Here is a 17137-nt window from a genome sequence, read left to right as displayed (position 1 = left end):
CTTCTCACGCACGCTCCTCGTGGTGCAGCGGGACCACTCCAGTCGCCGCGTCCATCTCCTCGAGCGACATGCCCTTGGTCTCCTTCACGAACTTCCAGACGAAGAGCAGCGAAAGCAGCGCGAACGTCGCGTAGAGGCTGTAGGCGAGGCCGAGGGACAGGCTCTTCAGGGGCGGGAACGTCACCGTGATCAGCCAGTTCGCCGCCCACTGACCCGCCGCGGCGAGCGAGAGCGCCGCGGCGCGGAACCGGTTGGGGAACATCTCGCCGAGCAGCACCCAGACCACCGGCCCCCAGCTCATCCCGAAGAAGACGACGAAGAGGTTCGCGGCGACGAGGGCGATGGGGCCCGCGGCGCCGACGAGCTGCGGATCGCCTTGGGCGTTCAGCGGAGCCGTGCCGAAGCAGATCGCCATCGTCGCGAGCGTCACGATCATCCCGCTCGAACCGACCATGAGCAGCGGCTTGCGACCGACCCGATCCACGAGCAGGATCGCCGCGACCGTGGTGGCGATGTTGACCACGGACGTGAACACGCTGATCCCGAAGGACGCGCTCTCGGGGAAGCCGACCGCCTCCCAGAGGATGTTCGAGTAGTAGAAGATCACGTTGATGCCGACGCCCTGCTGGAAGACCGACAGCAGCAGACCCACCCAGACGATCGCATAGACCCCGCCTCCGGGCTTGCGCATGTCGCGCCAGCTCGGCTTGTTCTCGTGGTCGATGCTGTCGTGGATCCGGCCGATCGTGATCTCGAGGTTCTTCTCGCCGAGCAGCATCGCGAGCACCTTGCGCGCCTCGGGGATCCGGTGCTGGGCGATGAGGTAGCGCGGCGACTCGGGGATCGTCGCCGACAGCACGCCGTAGAGGATCGACGGAATCGCCATCGCCAGGAACATCCACCGCCAGGCGGGCAGGCCCAGCCAGAGCGTCTTGTCGGCGCCGCCGGCGGCCGTCGCGAGCAGCCAGTCCACGAGCAGGGACAGGAAGATGCCCAGCACGATCGCCATCTGCTGCAGCGATCCCAGCCGTCCACGGATCCGCGCGGGCGAGGTCTCCGCGATGTAGGCGGGCGCGATCACCGAGGCCATCCCGATCGCGACGCCGCCCACCACACGGAAGATCACGAGCGTCCACAGCTCGGGCGCGAGCCCCGTCACGATCGCGCTGACGAGGAAGAGCACGGCCGCGATCTGCATGACCCGTACCCGGCCGATCCGATCGGCGAGGCGCCCCGCCGTCATCGCGCCGACGGCCGCGCCGAGCAGCGCGGACGCGACCGCGAAGCCGAGGACCGCGTCGTTGACGCCGAAGGCCGTCTTGATCGAGGCGACCGCGCCGTTGATGACCGCGCTGTCGTAGCCGAAGAGCAGACCTCCCATCGCGGCGACCGTCGCGATCTGCACGATGCGCTTGCCGTCGCCCCCCTCGTCGTCGGCATAGATCGACGGCTCATCGGCCGACGCGGCGAACTCGCTCATGCTCGTGTCCTCCCCCTCGAGAAGCAGTATTCCGATCGACATCGGTCGCGTTCCGGGACATGCCCGTTCTCCGTTCGTACGCCGTCCGCGCCGGATCCGCAATCGCCACGCCGCGAACCAGGCGGCTCCGCGCCCGTGCGCGCCTAGGCTCGGGGCATGGCTCCCGATCGACGACTCGTCTCCCTGCTCGGCGAATGGACCGGCGCGGAGGAGGTCTTCCCGACCGCGTGGACGGACGCCGGATCCGCCCACGGCGCGCTCACGATCGAGCCGGGCCCGGACGGGATCCTCCTCGACTACGTGGAGCTCCGCGAGGACGGCCGGCTCGTCGCCCACGGCGTCGTCGCGGGCGCGGGCTTCTGGTGGTTCGACACGTACGGGTTCACGCCGGACGTCCCCGGGACGGCGGAGTGGGACGACGACACGCTCGTGCTCTGCCGCCGGACGGCACGGGGCAGCACGGTGATGCGGCTGCGCGCGGCCGGCGACGCCCTTGCGCTCGAACTGGACAGCGCCGTGCCCGCCGATGCGGATCCCGTGCCCCTCGTCCGCGGGGCGTACACGCGCCGGGACGGTCAGGACTGAGCGGTCGGCAGCGAACCCCGCCCGCGGCGAGGAGTGCCGTCAGGCGGTGACCGCGGCGCGGTTCATCCGGCGCAGCACGAGCGGTGCCACGACCCCGTGCAGCACGATGCTGCCCACGACCGTGTACACCATCGCGAGCAGCACGAGACCGCCCTCGTCGTCCGGGAGCGCGTTGTACGCGAGCAGCCCGAAGACGATCGTCGCCGTGCCGCGGGGACCGAGCAGTCCGATCCGCGTCCGGTCCGCCCGGCCGATGGAGCTGCGCAGGAGCGACAGGTACACGGGCCCCCATCGCAGCAGGGTGAGCGCCAACAGCGCGAGAAGCAGCACCCGCCCGTCGAAGGACTCGGTGAAGGCGAGGAGCGCGGCGCCGCCGAGCATGAACCACACCAGGTTGGCGGTGAGCGTGCCGACCTCCTCCACGAGCAGCAGCTCACGGTGCGGGATGACGCGCACGTCCATGCCGCGGGTGCGGGTGACCCGATAGATGAGGCCGGTGACGAACGCCGCCACGAAGCCGTTGGCCTCGATCGCCGGGATCGTCGCGACGCCGTAGGCGATGAGCGGCAGCAGCAGCATGGCGTAGCGGGCTCCCCCTTCGCTCGCGAACCCGCGGTCGCGCGCGATCCGCAGCAGCAGTCCGCACAGGCCGCCGAGCACCACGCCGATCACGATCGCCCACACCGTGGCGGGCACAGCGTTGACGAACGCCTCGGCCATCTTCTCCGCGTTGTGTCCGAGATCCTTGTCGTCGATGTCGACCGTGTCTGATCCCGTCTCCACGGCCTTGCGCCACACCGGGGCGAGCACGATCGCGATCGGCAGCGCGATGCCGAAGATCGGCGAGACGAGGCCGTCGTTGTACCCGCTCTCGACGTTCAGCACGGAGCGGATCCGCTCCGGCAGGAGGGAGGAGCGCAGGAGCCGTGTCGCGGGGGCGAAGTCGGTCGGCATGATCACGCACGCGATCACGCCGATCACGACGAACGACTCCGGGATCAGCAGGAAGGCCGCGATGCCGGTCAGCAGGAGCGAGAGCGGCAGGGCGATGAGCACGAGACGGGCGGTCACCCTCCCCTCTCCGCCGAAGATCCCGCCGCGCACCTCGGTCGCGTCGGCGAAGAGCAGGATCGAGAGGATGATCTCGACGATCTTCTCCGTGAGCGGAGCGCCCAGCGCCGTCGCATACGTCGAGAGGTCCCACACGGTCGTCGCCGCTCCCAGCACGAGCAGGAACGCCGGGCCCGCGACGCCCCAGCGCTCGAACCGGTGCGAGACGAAAGACCAGAGCAGCACCGCGCCGAGACCGAAGAGCACGAGCAGAGGCATGCGGTTCCTTCCGGGCGCGCGACCGTGGTCAGGACGGCCGCGATGTCGCGACCTGGTGAGACTACCGCGCCGGACGCCCTCGTTTCGCCGCCTGCTCCCCGGCGGTCCGCACCGCGACCTCGACGAGCTCCCGGCCCGCGACCGGGATATCGCGTGCGCCCCCGCGCCAGAGCGCCGTGATCGGGCGGACCACGGGATCGCCCGTCGTCCGCACCGCTCGCAGACGGCCCAGCCGGATGTCGTCCGCCGCCTCGAGCCGGCTCATCACGGCCGCCCCCAGCCCGTTCGCGACCGCCGACCGCACGGCCGCCGTGGTGGGGAGCACGACGGCCGGCTCCGCGGCCTCGCGGTGCGTGCGGCGGCGCACCTCGTCCTCCCACGCACGGCGGGTGCCGCTGCCCTGCTCGCGCGCGACGAGCGGCTCGGCCGCGGCGTCGTCGAAGGGCAGAGGGCCGTGGCGCGTCCACGGGTGTCCCGGGGCCACGACGAGCACCAGCTCGTCCCGGTCGACGGTCGCCGATCCCAGGTCCGACGGGATCTCGGAGGACTCGATGAAGGCGAGGTCGGCCCTGCCGTCGCGCACGACTCCCTCCGCCTCCGCGCTGTTGCCCGAGAGCAGCTGGACGGCGGTCGGCGTGCGACCCGCATCGAGTTGCCGACTGCGCAGGGCGACGAGCCAGAGCGGCAGCAGCCGCGCCGCAACGGTCTGGCTCGCGGCGACGGACAGCCGCGCCGTGCTCTCCCCACGCAGCGTGCGCGTCGCGGTGTGGAAGCGCCCGACCGCGGCGAGCACGTCGTCCGCCCAGGACGCGACGACCTCCCCCTCCAGGGTCGGCCGGGTGCCGGAGGGTGCGCGGTGGAACAGCGAGAGTCCGAGGCTCCGCTCGACCGCGCGCAGCCGCGCCGAGGCGGACTGCTGCGTCACCCCGGTCTCCCGAGCCGCGGCAGAGATCGATCCTGTCCGCGTCACGGCGACGAGGAGCTCGAGGGATCCGAAATCCGGAACCGATCCATCCGCCATGCGCACCCCACAGTCTCGGCCTGTATCCCTATCGACGATAGCCGGATACCGCCGTCGCCGCCCGCCCGCGAGGCTGGAGGCATGATGTTCCGGCCCGCACGAACCCTTCTCGCCCGCCTCCTCGCGCGGGGCGTGGATGTGCTGCCCGGCCTGGGCCTGACAATGCCGATCGCCGCCGTCGCGACGCTGATCGGCACCCTCCTGCCGATCCTCGGTGCGGCGCTGCCCGCGATCGTGATCGGCGTGGCGATCGCGGTCGTCCGCCGCCCCGCCGCCCGGTTCGTCCCGGGGATCGAGTTCTCCGGACGGTTCCTGCTGCAGCTGGCCGTCGTGCTGCTCGGCGCACAGCTCTCGCTCGGCGCCATCCTCGCGGTCGGGGCCGAGTCGCTGCCGGTCATGGCGTCGACGCTGATCGTGTGCCTGTTCGGCGCGTGGGCGATCGGGCGGGCGCTGCGGGTCCCGTCGCGCCTGCGCACATTGATCGGCGTGGGGACGGGCATCTGCGGCGCGTCCGCCATCGCCGCGGTGTCGCCCGTGATCGGGGCGCTGAGCGCCGAGGTCTCGTACGCGATCTCCACGATCTTCGTGTTCAACGTGCTCGCGGTGGTGCTGTTCCCGCTGCTCGGCCACGCGCTGGGACTCGACCCGCACACCTTCGGGCTCCTCGCGGGGACCGCCGTGAACGACACGAGCTCTGTCGTGGCGACCGCGAGCGTGTTCGGGGCGGCGGCGCTCGGCTATGCCGTGGTGGTGAAGCTCGTGCGCACGCTCATGATCATCCCGATCTCCGTGGGCCTGTCCGTGATCGAGGCCCGCAGAGCGGCGCGAGAGGGTTCTCCGGACGGTTCCGCGGCGCCGTCGATCACGCCCCGCCGGCTGATCGGCCTCGTCCCCTGGTTCCTCGTGGGGTTCCTGCTCCTCGCCGTGCTCGCGTCGATCGGGGCGATCCCGCCGACCCCTCGTGACGTGCTCGCGCACGTGAGCGCGTTCCTCATCGCGACGGCGATGGCCGGGATCGGGCTCTCCACCGACCTCGGAGCGCTGCGCAGCGCCGGATGGCGTCCGCTCGCGCTCGGCGGGATCCTCTGGATCCTCGTCACCGCCACCTCGCTCGCTGTGATCGCCGTCACGGGATTCGGGCGCTGAGACCGCGGATCCGAGCCCGGAGCCCTCCGACGCCGGCCCTGCCGCCGGCCCCTACAGCCAGCCGCGCTTCTTGAACACCAGGTAGAGCACGAACGCGCCGCCGACCATGAGGCCGATCGCGAGCGGATAGCCGAAGGGCCACTCCAGTTCCGGCATGTTCGTGAAGTTCATGCCGTAGATGCCCGCGACGATCGTCGGCGCGAAGAAGATCGCCGCCCAGCTGGAGATCTTCTTCACCTCCTCGCCCTGACGGATGCTCTCCTCCGTCATCCGGCGCATCTCCTCGTTCTGACGTCGCGCGACGATCGTCGACTCCACGGTGAGGGCGTTGTCGAGGTTCGCGCGGAACGTCGACACGCGCTCGGTGAGGTTGAGGATGTGGTCGAGCACGTCGCGCAGATACCGCTGCAGCTCCAGATCGACCGCGTACTTCGCGGATCCGCGCAGCAGGTTCTCCAGCATCGGCTGCAACGGCTTGATCGCCTTCTGGAAGTCGATCACCTCGCCGGCGAGCTCGTAGATGCGCTGCGTGACATCGGACTCGTCAAGGAACATCTGCGCATCGATCTCGTCGATGTCGTTGTCGAGGCCCGCGAGGACCGGCGCGTACTCGTCGACCAGCTCGTCGAGGATCGCGTACAGCACGGCCTCCGGCCCCCGCGCCAGAAGCTCCGGGTCTCCCTCCATGCGCCCGCGCACCTTGCTGAGGCTGGGCGACTCCGCGTGCCGGATGGTGACGACGAAGTTCCGGCCGATGAACACGTGCAGCTCGCCGAACTCCACCTCCTCGACGTCGTCGAGGTAGCGGGCAGGCCGCAGCACGACGAACAGCGTGTCCCCGTAGCGCTCGAGCTTGGAGCGCTGGTGACCGGTGAGCGCGTCCTCGACCGCCAGTTCGTGCAGCCCGAACTCGGCGGCGACCTGGCGCACCTCGTCCTCACTGGGACGGTAGAGGCCGATCCATCCCATGCCGCCGCAGTCATGCATGCGTCGGAAGGTCTCGTCGAGGGTCACAGGGCTGTCGGTGCGGACGCCGTTGACGTAGATGCCGTTGTCGACGATGGCCATGCTGCTCCTCTGCACGGGTCGGGCCACCCCTGGCGGGGTGCGGACGGGGTCAGCCCTGGGCGGGATGGCAGATCGCGTCGGCGTCGACCGCCTTCGCATAGGCGTCGGCGACGAACGGCAGACCGAACTCCGGCGACTTCTGCCCCTTGGCGGGCGGAGCCTTGGAGGCGATGGCCGCGAGCTGGAACGCCAGATCGCCCACCATCGCCGGGCCGGCGCTGGAGTCGTTGAGCACCACCGCCACCGTGAAACCGGTCTTCGGATCCGAATAGGCCGCCGTCAGGTAGCCGGCCGTCATGCCGTGCTGGCCGATCAGCGGCCCCACCAGGCGCGCTCCGCCCGCCGTCTGGTACCAGGACGGGGCGCCGTCGGCGATCGCGAGCGGCGATCCGAAGCGTGCGGGCTTGTCCTTCGTGCGCAGCGCCTGCGCCGCCTCGGCCTGGGCGTAACGACCGAGGTCGTCGATCGTGCTCGTCACCCCGGAGTCGGTGTAGCCCATGCTCGACGACGCCACGGTGACGTCGGCGGGCTTGTCGCACTGGTAGGCGCCGTTCTCCTGCGGAAGATACGAGCCGTGCAGGGCCGGCGTCGGTGTCGGTGCGGCCGCCGTCACCCCCGGCAGCGACGTCGTGCTCAGCGAGAGCGGTGCCGTCACGTACTCGCGGATGAGCTGCGAGGCCGTCTGACCGGTCACCCGCTCGAGCGCGAGGCCGAGCAGGAGGTAGCCGGCGTCCGAGTCGCGGTAGGCGGCGTGCGCGGGCGTGCGGTTCTGGCCCAGGCCGTAGGAGGCGAGCTCCTTCGGCTCCCAGACCCGGTCCGGGTTGGTGAGCCACGCCGACAGCGCGGTCGGCTCGGAGGATCCGATCCCTCCCGTGCCGTTGCAGAGGTCGAGCAGGGTGACGTCCTGCAGATCGGGCACGCCCGAGACGTAGTCGGAGATCTTCGCGTCGAGCTCGACCTTGCCGCGATCCGCGAGCGCGTACAGCACGTCACAGGTCATCAGCCGGGTGACGTCTCCGATCCGGAAGGACATGTCGGTCTTGACCGGCGCCTTGTCGGTGGCGGACACGGTGCCGAGGCCCGCGGTCCACGAACCGCTCCACGGCGCCCAGACGCCCACGATCGCGCCACTGGATCCGCTCACGGCCATCGCGTGCTCCACCGCGGCCTTGAGCTGATCGGTGAGCTCGGAGGGCAGCGAGCCCTGCGCCTGCGGCTTCGGCGTGAAATCGGGCGCGGCCACGGCGCCCCCCGCGCAGCCGCTCAGCGCGAGCGTGACCGCGAGGACGCCCGCAGCCAGTGCCCCCGCACGGCGAGTCGTGATCCTTCGCATTCGTCCCCCTGACATTCCTCACGATTCTAAGCCGAGGTCCTGTCCCGACTCGTCAGCCAGAGGGATGATGCCGTGCGGCCCCGACCCGCCGGTCGCGTGCGGCGGACGCGGGTGCGGCGGATGGACACGGACCTCGGCGCCTCACGGACGCGCGGGGAGCCGCCGTCCGGGCTCGCGGATCACGACGCCGTCCCGAGAGCCCGCGCGATGGCATGCGCGCGATCGCGGGCGCCGATCTTCGCGAACAGGGCGTTGATGTGCGTCTTCACGGTCGAGACACCCACGAAGAGCCGGTCGGCGATCTCCGCATTGGAGCAGCCCTGGACGATGAGCGCGAAGACCTCCCGCTCTCGCGGGGTCAGCATCGGGAAGCGCGCGGCGAGCGCGTCCGCGGTCACGACACGCGGATCCGGCGGCCCGCCGACCTCCGGATCCGCGTCGTCGGGTGCCGCAATGCGCCCCAGCAGAGCCTCGCGGACGGGTGTCGAGAACGTGGACTGCCCCGCGGCGACCGCCCGGATCGCGGCAGCGAGCTCGGCCCGGCCTGCGTCCTTGGTGAGATACCCCTGGGCTCCGGCGCGGAGCGCGGAGACGATGTCCGCGTCGTCTGCGAAGGTCGTCAGCACGAGCACCGCGGTCCCGGTGCCGCCCTGCGCGACGCGACGCGTCGCGGCGACGCCGTCCAGCACCGGCATCCGGAGGTCCATGAGGGCGACATCGGGCTGCAGCGCCGCGATCAGCTGCACCGCCTCCGCCCCGTCGGCGGCCGTCGCGACGACCGTGAGATCGGGGACGAGGTTCAGCACCGTCTCGAGGCCGTCGCGAACGATCGCCTGGTCGTCGGCGATGAGGATCCGGATCGGCGTCGTCATGCCGGCGCCTCCGCTCTCAGCACGAACGACCCTCCACCGGTCGTGTCCTCGGACGGACCCGCCTCCGCGGAGCCGCCGAGCGCCGCAAACCGCTCGCGCACCCCGGCAACCCCGAATCCGCCGCCCGTCCCGGCGAGCTCGGACGCGGACCGGGCGACCACGAGCGGATTCTCCACGACGACCTGCACGCGATCAGCCTGCCAGAGGAGGCGGATCCGCACGGGCGCGCCGAGCGCGTGCTTGCGCGCATTGCTGAGACCTTCCTGCACGGCACGCACCAGCGCGTCGCCCAGAGGCGCGGGGATCCGACGCGGGACGCCGTCGCCGCCCCGCTCGACCCGGGCCCCGAGGCTGCGGTGCGAGGCGCACAGAGCATCGATCCGGGCGTTCAGCTCATCCGGGTGCACGGTTGCGCCAGGGGTCGCGGGATCGTGCACGACGGGCTCGCGCAGCGTCCGCACCGCCTCACGGGCCTCACGCAAGCCCTCGGCGGCGAGCCGGCGCGCGGCGGCGACCCGGACGACCGCCGTCGCGGCGTCGCCGTGATCCAGCAACGCCTCTGCGGCGTCCAGCTGGACGACGAGACCTCCCAGGCTGTGGGCGAGCACGTCGTGGAGCTCACGGGCGACGGCCACGCGATCCGCCGTCGCCTGTGCGCGCACCGCCTCCTCCGCGGCCCGCTCGCGCTCGTTCTGCAGCACACGCTGCGCACGCCGGCCGAAGCCGGCGAACACGGCCAGCAGCAGCCCGGCCAGCACTCCGAGCAGACCGGACACGTCCATGAGCCGCCCCGCCGCACCGGCGACCCCGGTGGCCGCGGCGAGCGCACCGACGGCGACCGCGAGAGCACCCGCGAGGATCGCGATCCCGCAGTGCAGAAGAGGCGTGTGCGGATCGCTCACCGTCACGAGCACCGCCACGAGCAGCATCGCGACCCCGACGCCTTGCGTCGGGACGGCGGTGACGCCGCCCGCGACGACCATCACGCCGAGCATCGCGGCGACGAGGGCGCGCGCACCCCGACCCGCCTGCGCCGCCCGCGGGCCGAGTCCCGCGGCGACGAGCGTGCGCCCGATCCAGGCCGCGAGGGCGAGCACCGCCAGAGCGAGCACCCAGCCCGTCACGCCGGAGGCGACCCGCGCGATCCCGTAGCCGACGGCGAGAGCGCCGGCGAGGTTGATGCCGGCGCTCCACCAGGTGAGGGGGACGATGCGCGTCACGACACCATCATGCGCGCTGATCCGCTCTGTGCGCGCACGCGGCGCAGCCGATCCACGCGAGTGTGGATGACGAGCATGCGCGCAGCACGGTTGGCGGCGAGGACGAGGAGGATGAGTCCGGTCGAGATGCCCAGGTGCGAGCCGAGACCCTGGAACGCGAACGTGAGGCCGACGCGGACGGCGATGAGCACGATCCACAGCACGAGACCGGTCGGCCCCGTGCGGGTCTCGAACTCGGCGGCGGCACGGGCGACGTCCTTCGCGGTACGCCCCGCAGGGACGGGGGCGCCGGCCGCGCGCGCGATCCGCCGGATGTGCGCGATCGCGCCCATCGCCGCGCCGACCCCGAGGGAGATCACCGTCTCCACGACGAAGGCGACCACGTCGATGATCCCGAGAGACTTCCCGTCCAGGGACTGGAGGAGCAGGACCGCACCGAGGACGGCGGCGATCACGGGGAAACTCCAGTCGCGCGCGCCGAGGACGGGACGCCAGGCCATCTGACGCACGGCCACGACGCCGATCACGACGAGGATCAGCAGGATGTTCGAGAGCGCGGAGAGGTTCATGACTCCGATGCTCCTCGGACACGGGATCGCACGGCACCACCCGCGGGTGGAGATCCCGGCGCGGCGGGTGGAGATCCGCCCGCGGTCTCGGCGACGCCCGACCCACGGCCACGCGCGCCGACGCCGTGGTCAGGGACCGATCTGCGGCGTCGAGGCCCCCTGCCGCGCCTCCCAGGCGGCGCGCATGAAACGGCGCACGTCCTCGTCCACGCGGATGTCGCTCGGCCGCAGCGGACGGGAGAGGTACAGCCCCTCGATCGAGGTCAGCCGCGACAGCGCGACGTAGGTCTGTCCTGGCGCGAAGGCGCCGGATCCGAGGTCCACGACCGCACGGTCGTAGGTCTTGCCCTGCGACTTGTGGATCGTGACGGCCCACGCGAGGCGCAGCGGGAACTGCGTGAACTCGGCGACGACCTCGCGGGACAGCGTCTTCGAGCCCGGATTGTAGATGTAGCGATAGCGCTCCCAGACGGCGGGCTCGACGTCGACCTCCTCGCCGTCGATCTCGACGCGCACGCTGTCGCCCAGGATCCGCACGACCGTGCCGATCGTTCCGTTGACCCATCGGGGCGGCTCCGGCGCCGCCGAGACGTCGTTGCGCAGGAACATCACCTGCGCCCCCTCCTTGAGCTGCAGCTCCTCGTCGGCGGGGTAGTTCGCCTCGCCGCGGCCGAAGTCGCCGGAGACGTCCGCCTTCGCCTTCTGGACCTTGCCGGGCAGGGCGTCGAGGTGGCGGCGGTTGATGCCGTTCACGATGTCGTTGCGGGTCGCGAGCGTGATGATCGGGATCTCGCCCGGAGCAGGATCCGGAGGCGTACGGGCGCCGGCGTCGTTGAGCGCTCCCGCGATCTCTGCCGTCACCCTGCCGTACCGGACCGCGTTCAGCATGGCTTTGAATCCCGCGTCGGACTGTCGGTGGATGTGCACGAGCTCGCGCACGTGCAGCGTCGCACCGTGCGTGCCGATGTCGAGCAGGCCGTCGGTCGCCTCCCCGCCCGTCCACACCTTCGCGTCGAAGAACCAGAACGACCGGTAGTGATCCTGGATGTAGCGCAGCTCGTCGCCGCGCGGCGGGACCGGCGCGAGCTGATACGGATCCCCGAACATGACGACCTGCACGCCGCCGAACGCCTCGGCGCGGCGCCCTCGCGCCTGGCGCAGAGAACGGTCGATCGCGTCCATGAGGTCGGCGTTCACCATGGAGATCTCGTCGATCACGAGCGTGTCGATCGCGTTGAGGATCTTCCGGGTCGCGTCGGACTGATCGATCTCGCCGTCCGCGATGAGGCCGATCGGCAGCCGGAACAGGGAGTGGATCGTCTGTCCCTCGACGTTCAGGGCCGCCACGCCCGTCGGCGCGCACACCGCGATCTGCTTCTCGGTGTTCCACGCGAAGTGCTGCAGCAGAGTCGACTTCCCCGTGCCGGCGCGTCCCGTGATGAACACATGCTCCCTGGTGTCCTCGATCAGCCGGAACAGTTCTTCCTGTTCGGCGGAGAGGGACGGGGTGCTCACGATCCTCGGATTCTACCCGGCACGCCGCGCGACCGGGCGCGCACTCGGGCTTCCCGCAGGGCAGTCTTCGTAGACTGGCGCCATGGCGCAGTCGGGGGCAGGGTCCGAGACGCGGCGTGCCCGTCGACGCCGGGCGCGCCGACGTGCGCCGCTCTGGTCCGATCTGCTCGTCCTCGGCGTCGTCGGCATCGTGCTCGCGGCCGCGCTGAGCGCGGGCGCGGTGAGCGTGTACCGCACCTTCTACGGTCCCTCCGCGTTCGTCACCCGCTACCTGACGCTCCTGTCCGAGGGCCGCGCGGCCGATGCGCTGCGGCTGCCCGGCGTCGCGCTGGACACGTCGGAGCTCGACCGGGGCTCGTTCCGCACGGCGTCGGACGCGCTGCTGCGCCGTGCCGCGCTCGCGCCGCTCACGGACGTCACGGTCACCTCCGAGCGCCCGGAGCAGGACGCGACCGCCGTGACCGTGCGGTACCGGGCTGGGGGCCACCCCGGAACGAGCACCTTCCTCGTGCATCGGACCGGATGGATCGGGATCGCGCCGACGTGGGGCTTCGCGCAGAGCCCGCTGGCCGTCGTCTCCGTGCTCGTGCGCGGATCCGACCGGTACTTCGTCAACGGCTTCGAGATCGACCGCCGCCAGGTCGCCGCGAAGGGCGTCGACGCACCGCCGCTCGAAGCGGTGCCGCTGCTCGTGTTCTCCCCGGGTCTCTACGCCGTGTCGGTCAAGACGGCCGCCGCGACCGCGAGCGGCGACGCCGTGCTCGCCGACAAGCCGCTCGCCCAGGTGCCGTTGACCGTGCAGACGCAGCCCACCGACGCGTTCGTCGAGGTCGTGCAGCAGCGGGTCAACGAGTTCCTCACCCAGTGCACGACGCAGCAGGTGCTGCAGCCGACGGGCTGCCCCTTCGGACTCACGGTGCAGAACCGTGTCACCGAGCCGCCCGTGTGGAGCATGCCCACGATGCCGACGGTGTCGCTCGAGCCGGACGGCGCCGGCTGGAAGATCCCACCGACGCCCGCGACCGCGCACGTGAAGGTCGAGGTGCAGTCGCTGTTCGACGGATCCGTGCACGAGTTCGATAAGGACGTGCCGTTCCGCGTGGACGGATCGATCCAGTTCCTGCCGGACGGCTCCGCCTCGATCAGCATCACGTCGCCGGATCAGTCGCCCGACATCGCCCCCTCGGACTGAGACGCCCGACGACGACCGGAACGATCACCCCCGGACCGCCGCGGGCGTCAGCGCGCCGCGGAGCGGCGGTCCTTCTCCGCGAGCTCGGCCAGCCGCGCGTTGTACTCGGCCAGCTCCGCATCGCCCGTGCGATCGGCGTGCCGGTCGGCCCGCTTCTCCGCCTTCTCGTCGCTGCGGCTCCACTGGATCGCGACGGTGATCGCGAGGATGAGGGTGGGGATCTCCCCGATCGACCAGGCGACGCCACCGCCGACGTACTGATCCTGCAGCGGGGTCGCCCCCCAGGTGCGGCCCATCGCGCCGAACCACTCGGACACCATGAGGCCCGACTGCATCATGATCGCCATGCCGAAGAACGCATGCGTCGCCATGACCGCGATGAGCGTGATGAGCCGTCCCGCGTACGGAAGGCGTCGCGGCACGGGATCCGCTCCCACGAGGCTGAGCACGAACAGGTAGCCCGAGATCAGGAAGTGCATCGTCATCCACTCGTGCCCGATGTGGTCGACCATCGCCCACCGCACGAGATCGGTGAAATAGAACGCCCACAGCGAGAAGACGAAGATCGCCGCGGCGACGAACGGGTTCGTGACGACGCGGGAGAACGGCGAGTGCACGGCCCAGAGGATCCACTCCCGCCCTCCGCGCGTGCCGTCGGTGCGCTTGTCGATCGCGCGCAGGGCGAGGGTGACGGGCGCGCCGGCGACGAGCAGCAGCGGGATCGCCATCGTCAGCATCATGTGCCCGAGCATGTGCATGCTGAACAGGTACTCCTGGTACGCGTTGATCGCGCCGCCGGTGACCCACACGAGCATCAGCAGCCCGAGGATCCAGAAGATCGTGCGGTGCACCGGCCAGACGTCGCCGCGAGCGCGCAGGCGACGCACCCCTGCGACGTAGAGCACCAGCGCGAACCCCGCGACGACCGCCCAGACCAGATCGATGTTCCACTGCGTGAACCACCGGTCCAGCGTGAGCGCGGGAGGCAGCCGCGAGCCCGTCAGGATCTCCGCCGGAGTGCGCACGGAGGCCGGTTCCGTTCCGGTCGGCGGAGGGGTGCGGGCGAGGGCGACCGCGAGACCGGAGGCGATGCCCATGAGCCCGAGTTCGAGGAGGACGAGCGTCCAGAAGGGTCCCGCCCCTCCTCGATCGAGCTTCGGGATGAGGCGTGTCCGATACCGCGCGCCGAGGGCGCCGAGCAGGATCAGCACGACGGACTTGGCGACGATGATCCCGCCGTAGGGGGTGAGCATGCCCGCCCAGTCCCCTACCGCGACGATCGAGCGGGCGATGCCGGAGATCGCGACGACGACGTAGGCGGCGAGGGCGAGCGAGGAGTACCGCCGCACCAGCGCGGCGTAGGTCGTGCCCCGTCCCTTCGCGAGGCGGGGTGCGTTCGTGCGACCGCCGGCGCGAGGGGCGTCCTGGCCCCTCGCCGACGCCTTCCCGCCGCCGTCGACGAGGTCGGTCCGGGACCCGCGCAGCACGATCAGCAGCAGGAGCCCGCCCAGCCACACGGCCGCCGCGACGGTGTGCAGCAGCAGCGAGTTCACCGCGGCGTCGTGTCCGCTGAGCTCGCCCGCGTGCCCCTGCGTGGCGAGGGGGACGAAGGCGACCGCGGCGAGGATCGCCGTGAGCAGCGTGGCCGTCCATCCGCGGAACGCGAACGCCGCGATCGTGATGACGGCGCCGGCGATCACCGTCATGAGCCAGGCCTGGCCGAGAGGGACCTCGGTGAGGAAGCGTCCGAGCTGTGCGCCGAACTCGGCCCCGGCGCTGAGCTTCACCCCGAGCGTCTGCAGGAAGGTGAACAGGCCGGAGACCGCTCCTGCGACCGTGAACACGGCCGCACCGATCGAGGCGGTGTCGAGCGCGACCTCGAAGGAACGCGTGCCGCTGCGCAGTCCGAACAGCGCCAGCACGAGAGATCCGAGCATCGCCGCGCCGCCGAGGTTGCCGAGCAGCGTCGCGATCGGCAGCCCCCAGCGCACCACGGGCCCGGGGTCGAGGAGGAGGTTCGGCGCGGCTCCCCCGCCGAACGCGAGTCCGGCGATGGCGCCGAACACGCCTGCGACGACGAGGATCGCGGGCCCCGTCGCCCGTAGCGATCCGAGGCCGCCCACGGCGCGGCCGGGTCCAGGGCCCTGCCCGGTGCGCGAGGGCGCCTGCTCCCGGGCGTCGGGGCTCGTCGAAGGGCGGTTCACCCCTCCAGCCTAGGCGCGGTGGCCTCGGCGTCGGCCGGGAAGCCGATCCCGGCTGCTCCGGATCATGCACGAAGGCCGCCTCCCGGAGGAAGCGGCCTTCGCTGGGAGCCGTGATTACTTGACGGCAGCCTTGAGCTTGGAGCCGGCGGTCACCTTGACGCGCTTGCCGGCAGGGATCTTGATCTCGGCGCCGGTCTGCGGGTTGCGGCCGGTGCGAGCGGCGGTCGCGACCTGCTCGAACGAGATCCAGCCGGGGATCGAGACCTTGCTGCCCTTGGCAACCGCGTCCGAGACCGTGGCGAACAGGGCGTCGAGGACGCCGGAGACGGCCGCCTGGCTCTGACCGGTGGCGGAAGCGATGCTCGCGACGAGCTCGGTCTTGGTGATGGACTTGTCAGCCATTTCATCCTCCAGCGACGGGATCCCGTCGCTTCGTATCTTCAGTTCCGGATGGGCGGATGCCCCCCGTTGGTCGGGCGACCGCCTCGAATGTATCAACAGAACCCCGGATTTCCGCGTCATTTCGCGGGTTTTGGCGTTTTGTGGCGGCGTGTCGCGCCTCATCCGTCACTTCCGTCACACGGTCAGCGGCACCACCCGAGCACAACGCAGGAGATCCGGTAGGCCACAGCGGCCGCAAGTCCCTCCGGTGCGGATTCTCCTGCGTCCTGTCGCGGTGACCCGCGCAAGGCCGGGGCCGGCGCGGGCACCGGAACCGGCGTGGGCGCCGGAACCGGCGTGGGGGCGGGGGGGCTGCGGGGATCCGCGGCACGCAGAAGGGGCGAGGATCCGAAGATCCCCGCCCCTCGATCCCGAGCCGAGCTCAGGAGATGCTGCTGCTTACCAGCTCGACTTGGTCACGCCGGGCAGCTCGCCGCGGTGCGCCATGTCACGGAAGCGGACACGCGAGATGCCGAACTTCGTGAGGACGCCGCGGGGGCGGCCGTCGATGACGTCGCGCGAGCGCAGACGGACCGGCGACGCGTTGCGCGGGAGCTTCTGCAGCCCGACGCGGGCGGCCTCGCGGGCTTCGTCGGACGCGTTGGCGTCGACCAGGGTCTTCTTCAGCTCGGCGCGCTTCTCCGCGTAGCGGTCCACGACGACCTGGCGCTGCTTGTTGCGCGCGATCTTGCTCTTCTTAGCCATGGATCAACGCTCCTCTCGGAATTCGACGTGCTTGCGAACCACCGGGTCGTACTTCTTCAGCACGAGGCGGTCGGGGGTGTTGCGACGGTTCTTCTTGGTCACGTAGGTGTACCCCGTGCCCGCGGTCGAACGCAGCTTGATGATCGGACGGATGTCCTGTGCCTTCTTGGCCATTAGAGCTTCACACCCTTCGCCTGGAGGTCAGCGACAACCTTCTCGATGCCCCGGGCGTCGATCACCTTGATGCCCTTGGCGGACACGTTCAGCGTGATCTTGCGACCGAGCGACGGAACGAAATACGTCTTCTTCTGCACGTTCGGGTCGAAGCGGCGCTTCGTCCGGCGGTGCGAGTGCGAAACGTTGTGACCGAAGCCGGGAACAGCGCCGGTCACCTGGCACACTGCTGCCATGATGACTCCTTCTCTACCGTGAGGCCGGACGACCCCACCCAAGATCC

The 17137-nt window shown here is 71.0% G+C and carries 17 protein-coding genes; 3 read left to right on the top strand and 14 right to left on the bottom strand.

The features are described 5' to 3' along the window. Positions 1-4: 4 nt before the first annotated feature. Positions 5-1480: a sugar porter family MFS transporter gene (locus tag Q0P88_RS05475; protein ID WP_295011902.1), complete on the bottom strand. Its 1476-nt coding sequence runs from the start codon at positions 1478-1480 to the stop codon at positions 5-7. A gap of 156 nt (positions 1481-1636) precedes the next feature. Between Q0P88_RS05475 and Q0P88_RS05470 the strand changes: the two genes are divergently transcribed. After that, a complete protein-coding gene (locus Q0P88_RS05470; RefSeq protein ID WP_295011900.1) occupies positions 1637-2065 on the top strand; it encodes a hypothetical protein in 429 nt (142 codons plus the stop codon). A 39-nt stretch (positions 2066-2104) separates the two neighbouring features. Here the strand turns inward: Q0P88_RS05470 and Q0P88_RS05465 are convergent, their stop codons facing one another. Both Q0P88_RS05465 and Q0P88_RS05460 read right to left on the bottom strand, forming a co-directional pair. Next, positions 2105-3394: a sodium:proton antiporter gene (locus Q0P88_RS05465; RefSeq protein WP_295011898.1), complete on the bottom strand. Its 1290-nt coding sequence runs from the start codon at positions 3392-3394 to the stop codon at positions 2105-2107. Between the two features lie 61 nt (positions 3395-3455). Next, on the bottom strand, positions 3456-4415 hold the full coding sequence (locus Q0P88_RS05460) for a LysR family transcriptional regulator (protein WP_295011988.1): 960 nt from the start codon (positions 4413-4415) through the stop codon (positions 3456-3458). Between the two features lie 81 nt (positions 4416-4496). On the opposite strand from Q0P88_RS05460, the gene Q0P88_RS05455 reads away from it, so the two are divergent. Continuing rightward, on the top strand, positions 4497-5561 hold the full coding sequence (locus Q0P88_RS05455; protein ID WP_295011896.1) for a YeiH family protein: 1065 nt from the start codon (positions 4497-4499) through the stop codon (positions 5559-5561). Positions 5562-5612: 51 nt separating this feature from the next. Here Q0P88_RS05455 and corA read toward each other — a convergent pair whose 3' ends face one another. From corA to Q0P88_RS05425, 6 genes are all read right to left on the bottom strand, one after another. Beyond that, the gene (gene corA, locus Q0P88_RS05450; RefSeq protein ID WP_295011894.1) at positions 5613-6629 is read right to left on the bottom strand and encodes a magnesium/cobalt transporter CorA; all 1017 of its coding nucleotides are present in this window, start codon (positions 6627-6629) and stop codon (positions 5613-5615) included. 49 nt (positions 6630-6678) lie between these two features. Continuing rightward, the gene (locus tag Q0P88_RS05445) at positions 6679-7977 is read right to left on the bottom strand and encodes a serine hydrolase (protein ID WP_295011892.1); all 1299 of its coding nucleotides are present in this window, start codon (positions 7975-7977) and stop codon (positions 6679-6681) included. Between the two features lie 164 nt (positions 7978-8141). Then, positions 8142-8834, bottom strand: a complete 693-nt coding sequence (locus Q0P88_RS05440; RefSeq protein WP_295011890.1) for a response regulator transcription factor — start codon at positions 8832-8834, stop codon at positions 8142-8144. Continuing rightward, the gene (locus Q0P88_RS05435; protein ID WP_295011888.1) at positions 8831-10054 is read right to left on the bottom strand and encodes a sensor histidine kinase; all 1224 of its coding nucleotides are present in this window, start codon (positions 10052-10054) and stop codon (positions 8831-8833) included. The genes Q0P88_RS05440 and Q0P88_RS05435 overlap by 4 nt, the downstream gene beginning before the upstream one ends. Further along, positions 10051-10623 carry a hypothetical protein gene (locus tag Q0P88_RS05430; protein WP_295011886.1) on the bottom strand — a complete coding sequence of 191 codons (573 nt, stop codon included), beginning with the start codon at positions 10621-10623 and terminating at the stop codon, positions 10051-10053. The genes Q0P88_RS05435 and Q0P88_RS05430 overlap by 4 nt, the downstream gene beginning before the upstream one ends. A 129-nt stretch (positions 10624-10752) precedes the next feature. Beyond that, a complete protein-coding gene (locus tag Q0P88_RS05425) occupies positions 10753-12138 on the bottom strand; it encodes an ATP-dependent RecD-like DNA helicase (protein ID WP_295011884.1) in 1386 nt (461 codons plus the stop codon). 82 nt (positions 12139-12220) lie between these two features. Here Q0P88_RS05425 and Q0P88_RS05420 point away from each other — a divergent pair, with 82 nt between their 5' ends. Further along, positions 12221-13330, top strand: a complete 1110-nt coding sequence (locus tag Q0P88_RS05420) for a hypothetical protein (protein WP_295011882.1) — start codon at positions 12221-12223, stop codon at positions 13328-13330. Positions 13331-13377: 47 nt separating this feature from the next. Here Q0P88_RS05420 and Q0P88_RS05415 read toward each other — a convergent pair whose 3' ends face one another. From Q0P88_RS05415 to rpmB, 5 genes are all read right to left on the bottom strand, one after another. Further along, positions 13378-15453, bottom strand: coding sequence for a cytochrome c oxidase assembly protein (locus Q0P88_RS05415; protein WP_295011986.1), 2076 nt, complete (start codon positions 15451-15453; stop codon positions 13378-13380). A gap of 195 nt (positions 15454-15648) precedes the next feature. Beyond that, on the bottom strand, positions 15649-15936 hold the full coding sequence (locus Q0P88_RS05410; RefSeq protein ID WP_045250850.1) for an HU family DNA-binding protein: 288 nt from the start codon (positions 15934-15936) through the stop codon (positions 15649-15651). Positions 15937-16374: 438 nt separating this feature from the next. Then, positions 16375-16680, bottom strand: a complete 306-nt coding sequence (gene rpsN / locus Q0P88_RS05405; RefSeq protein WP_295011879.1) for a 30S ribosomal protein S14 — start codon at positions 16678-16680, stop codon at positions 16375-16377. A 3-nt stretch (positions 16681-16683) separates the two neighbouring features. Next, positions 16684-16854 carry a 50S ribosomal protein L33 gene (gene rpmG, locus Q0P88_RS05400; RefSeq protein WP_045250846.1) on the bottom strand — a complete coding sequence of 57 codons (171 nt, stop codon included), beginning with the start codon at positions 16852-16854 and terminating at the stop codon, positions 16684-16686. Further along, positions 16854-17090, bottom strand: a complete 237-nt coding sequence (rpmB, locus tag Q0P88_RS05395) for a 50S ribosomal protein L28 (RefSeq protein WP_285638363.1) — start codon at positions 17088-17090, stop codon at positions 16854-16856. Before rpmB ends, rpmG begins: the two co-directional genes overlap by 1 nt. Positions 17091-17137: the final 47 nt, after the last annotated feature.

This window comes from uncultured Microbacterium sp., assembly GCF_945952435.1.
Lineage (GTDB): Bacteria > Actinomycetota > Actinomycetes > Actinomycetales > Microbacteriaceae > Microbacterium.
The sequence above is the reverse complement of the archived record's forward strand: the minus strand, read 5'-3'. Positions and strand labels throughout refer to the sequence as shown.

Bases quoted from the DNA above. Each gene is read 5' to 3' on its own strand.
- Q0P88_RS05420 (WP_295011882.1), top strand. From the start codon at position 12,221: ATGGCGCAGTCGGGGGCAGGGTCCGAGACGCGGCGTGCCCGTCGACGC.
- Q0P88_RS05475 (WP_295011902.1), bottom strand. From the start codon at position 1,480: ATGAGCGAGTTCGCCGCGTCGGCCGATGAGCCGTCGATCTATGCCGAC.
- corA (WP_295011894.1), bottom strand. From the start codon at position 6,629: ATGGCCATCGTCGACAACGGCATCTACGTCAACGGCGTCCGCACCGAC.
- Q0P88_RS05430 (WP_295011886.1), bottom strand. From the start codon at position 10,623: ATGAACCTCTCCGCGCTCTCGAACATCCTGCTGATCCTCGTCGTGATC.
- Q0P88_RS05465 (WP_295011898.1), bottom strand. From the start codon at position 3,394: ATGCCTCTGCTCGTGCTCTTCGGTCTCGGCGCGGTGCTGCTCTGGTCT.
- rpmB (WP_285638363.1), bottom strand. From the start codon at position 17,090: ATGGCAGCAGTGTGCCAGGTGACCGGCGCTGTTCCCGGCTTCGGTCAC.
- rpsN (WP_295011879.1), bottom strand. From the start codon at position 16,680: ATGGCTAAGAAGAGCAAGATCGCGCGCAACAAGCAGCGCCAGGTCGTC.
- Q0P88_RS05440 (WP_295011890.1), bottom strand. From the start codon at position 8,834: ATGACGACGCCGATCCGGATCCTCATCGCCGACGACCAGGCGATCGTT.
- Q0P88_RS05410 (WP_045250850.1), bottom strand. From the start codon at position 15,936: ATGGCTGACAAGTCCATCACCAAGACCGAGCTCGTCGCGAGCATCGCT.
- Q0P88_RS05445 (WP_295011892.1), bottom strand. From the start codon at position 7,977: ATGTCAGGGGGACGAATGCGAAGGATCACGACTCGCCGTGCGGGGGCA.
- Q0P88_RS05455 (WP_295011896.1), top strand. From the start codon at position 4,497: ATGATGTTCCGGCCCGCACGAACCCTTCTCGCCCGCCTCCTCGCGCGG.
- Q0P88_RS05470 (WP_295011900.1), top strand. From the start codon at position 1,637: ATGGCTCCCGATCGACGACTCGTCTCCCTGCTCGGCGAATGGACCGGC.
- Q0P88_RS05460 (WP_295011988.1), bottom strand. From the start codon at position 4,415: ATGGCGGATGGATCGGTTCCGGATTTCGGATCCCTCGAGCTCCTCGTC.
- rpmG (WP_045250846.1), bottom strand. From the start codon at position 16,854: ATGGCCAAGAAGGCACAGGACATCCGTCCGATCATCAAGCTGCGTTCG.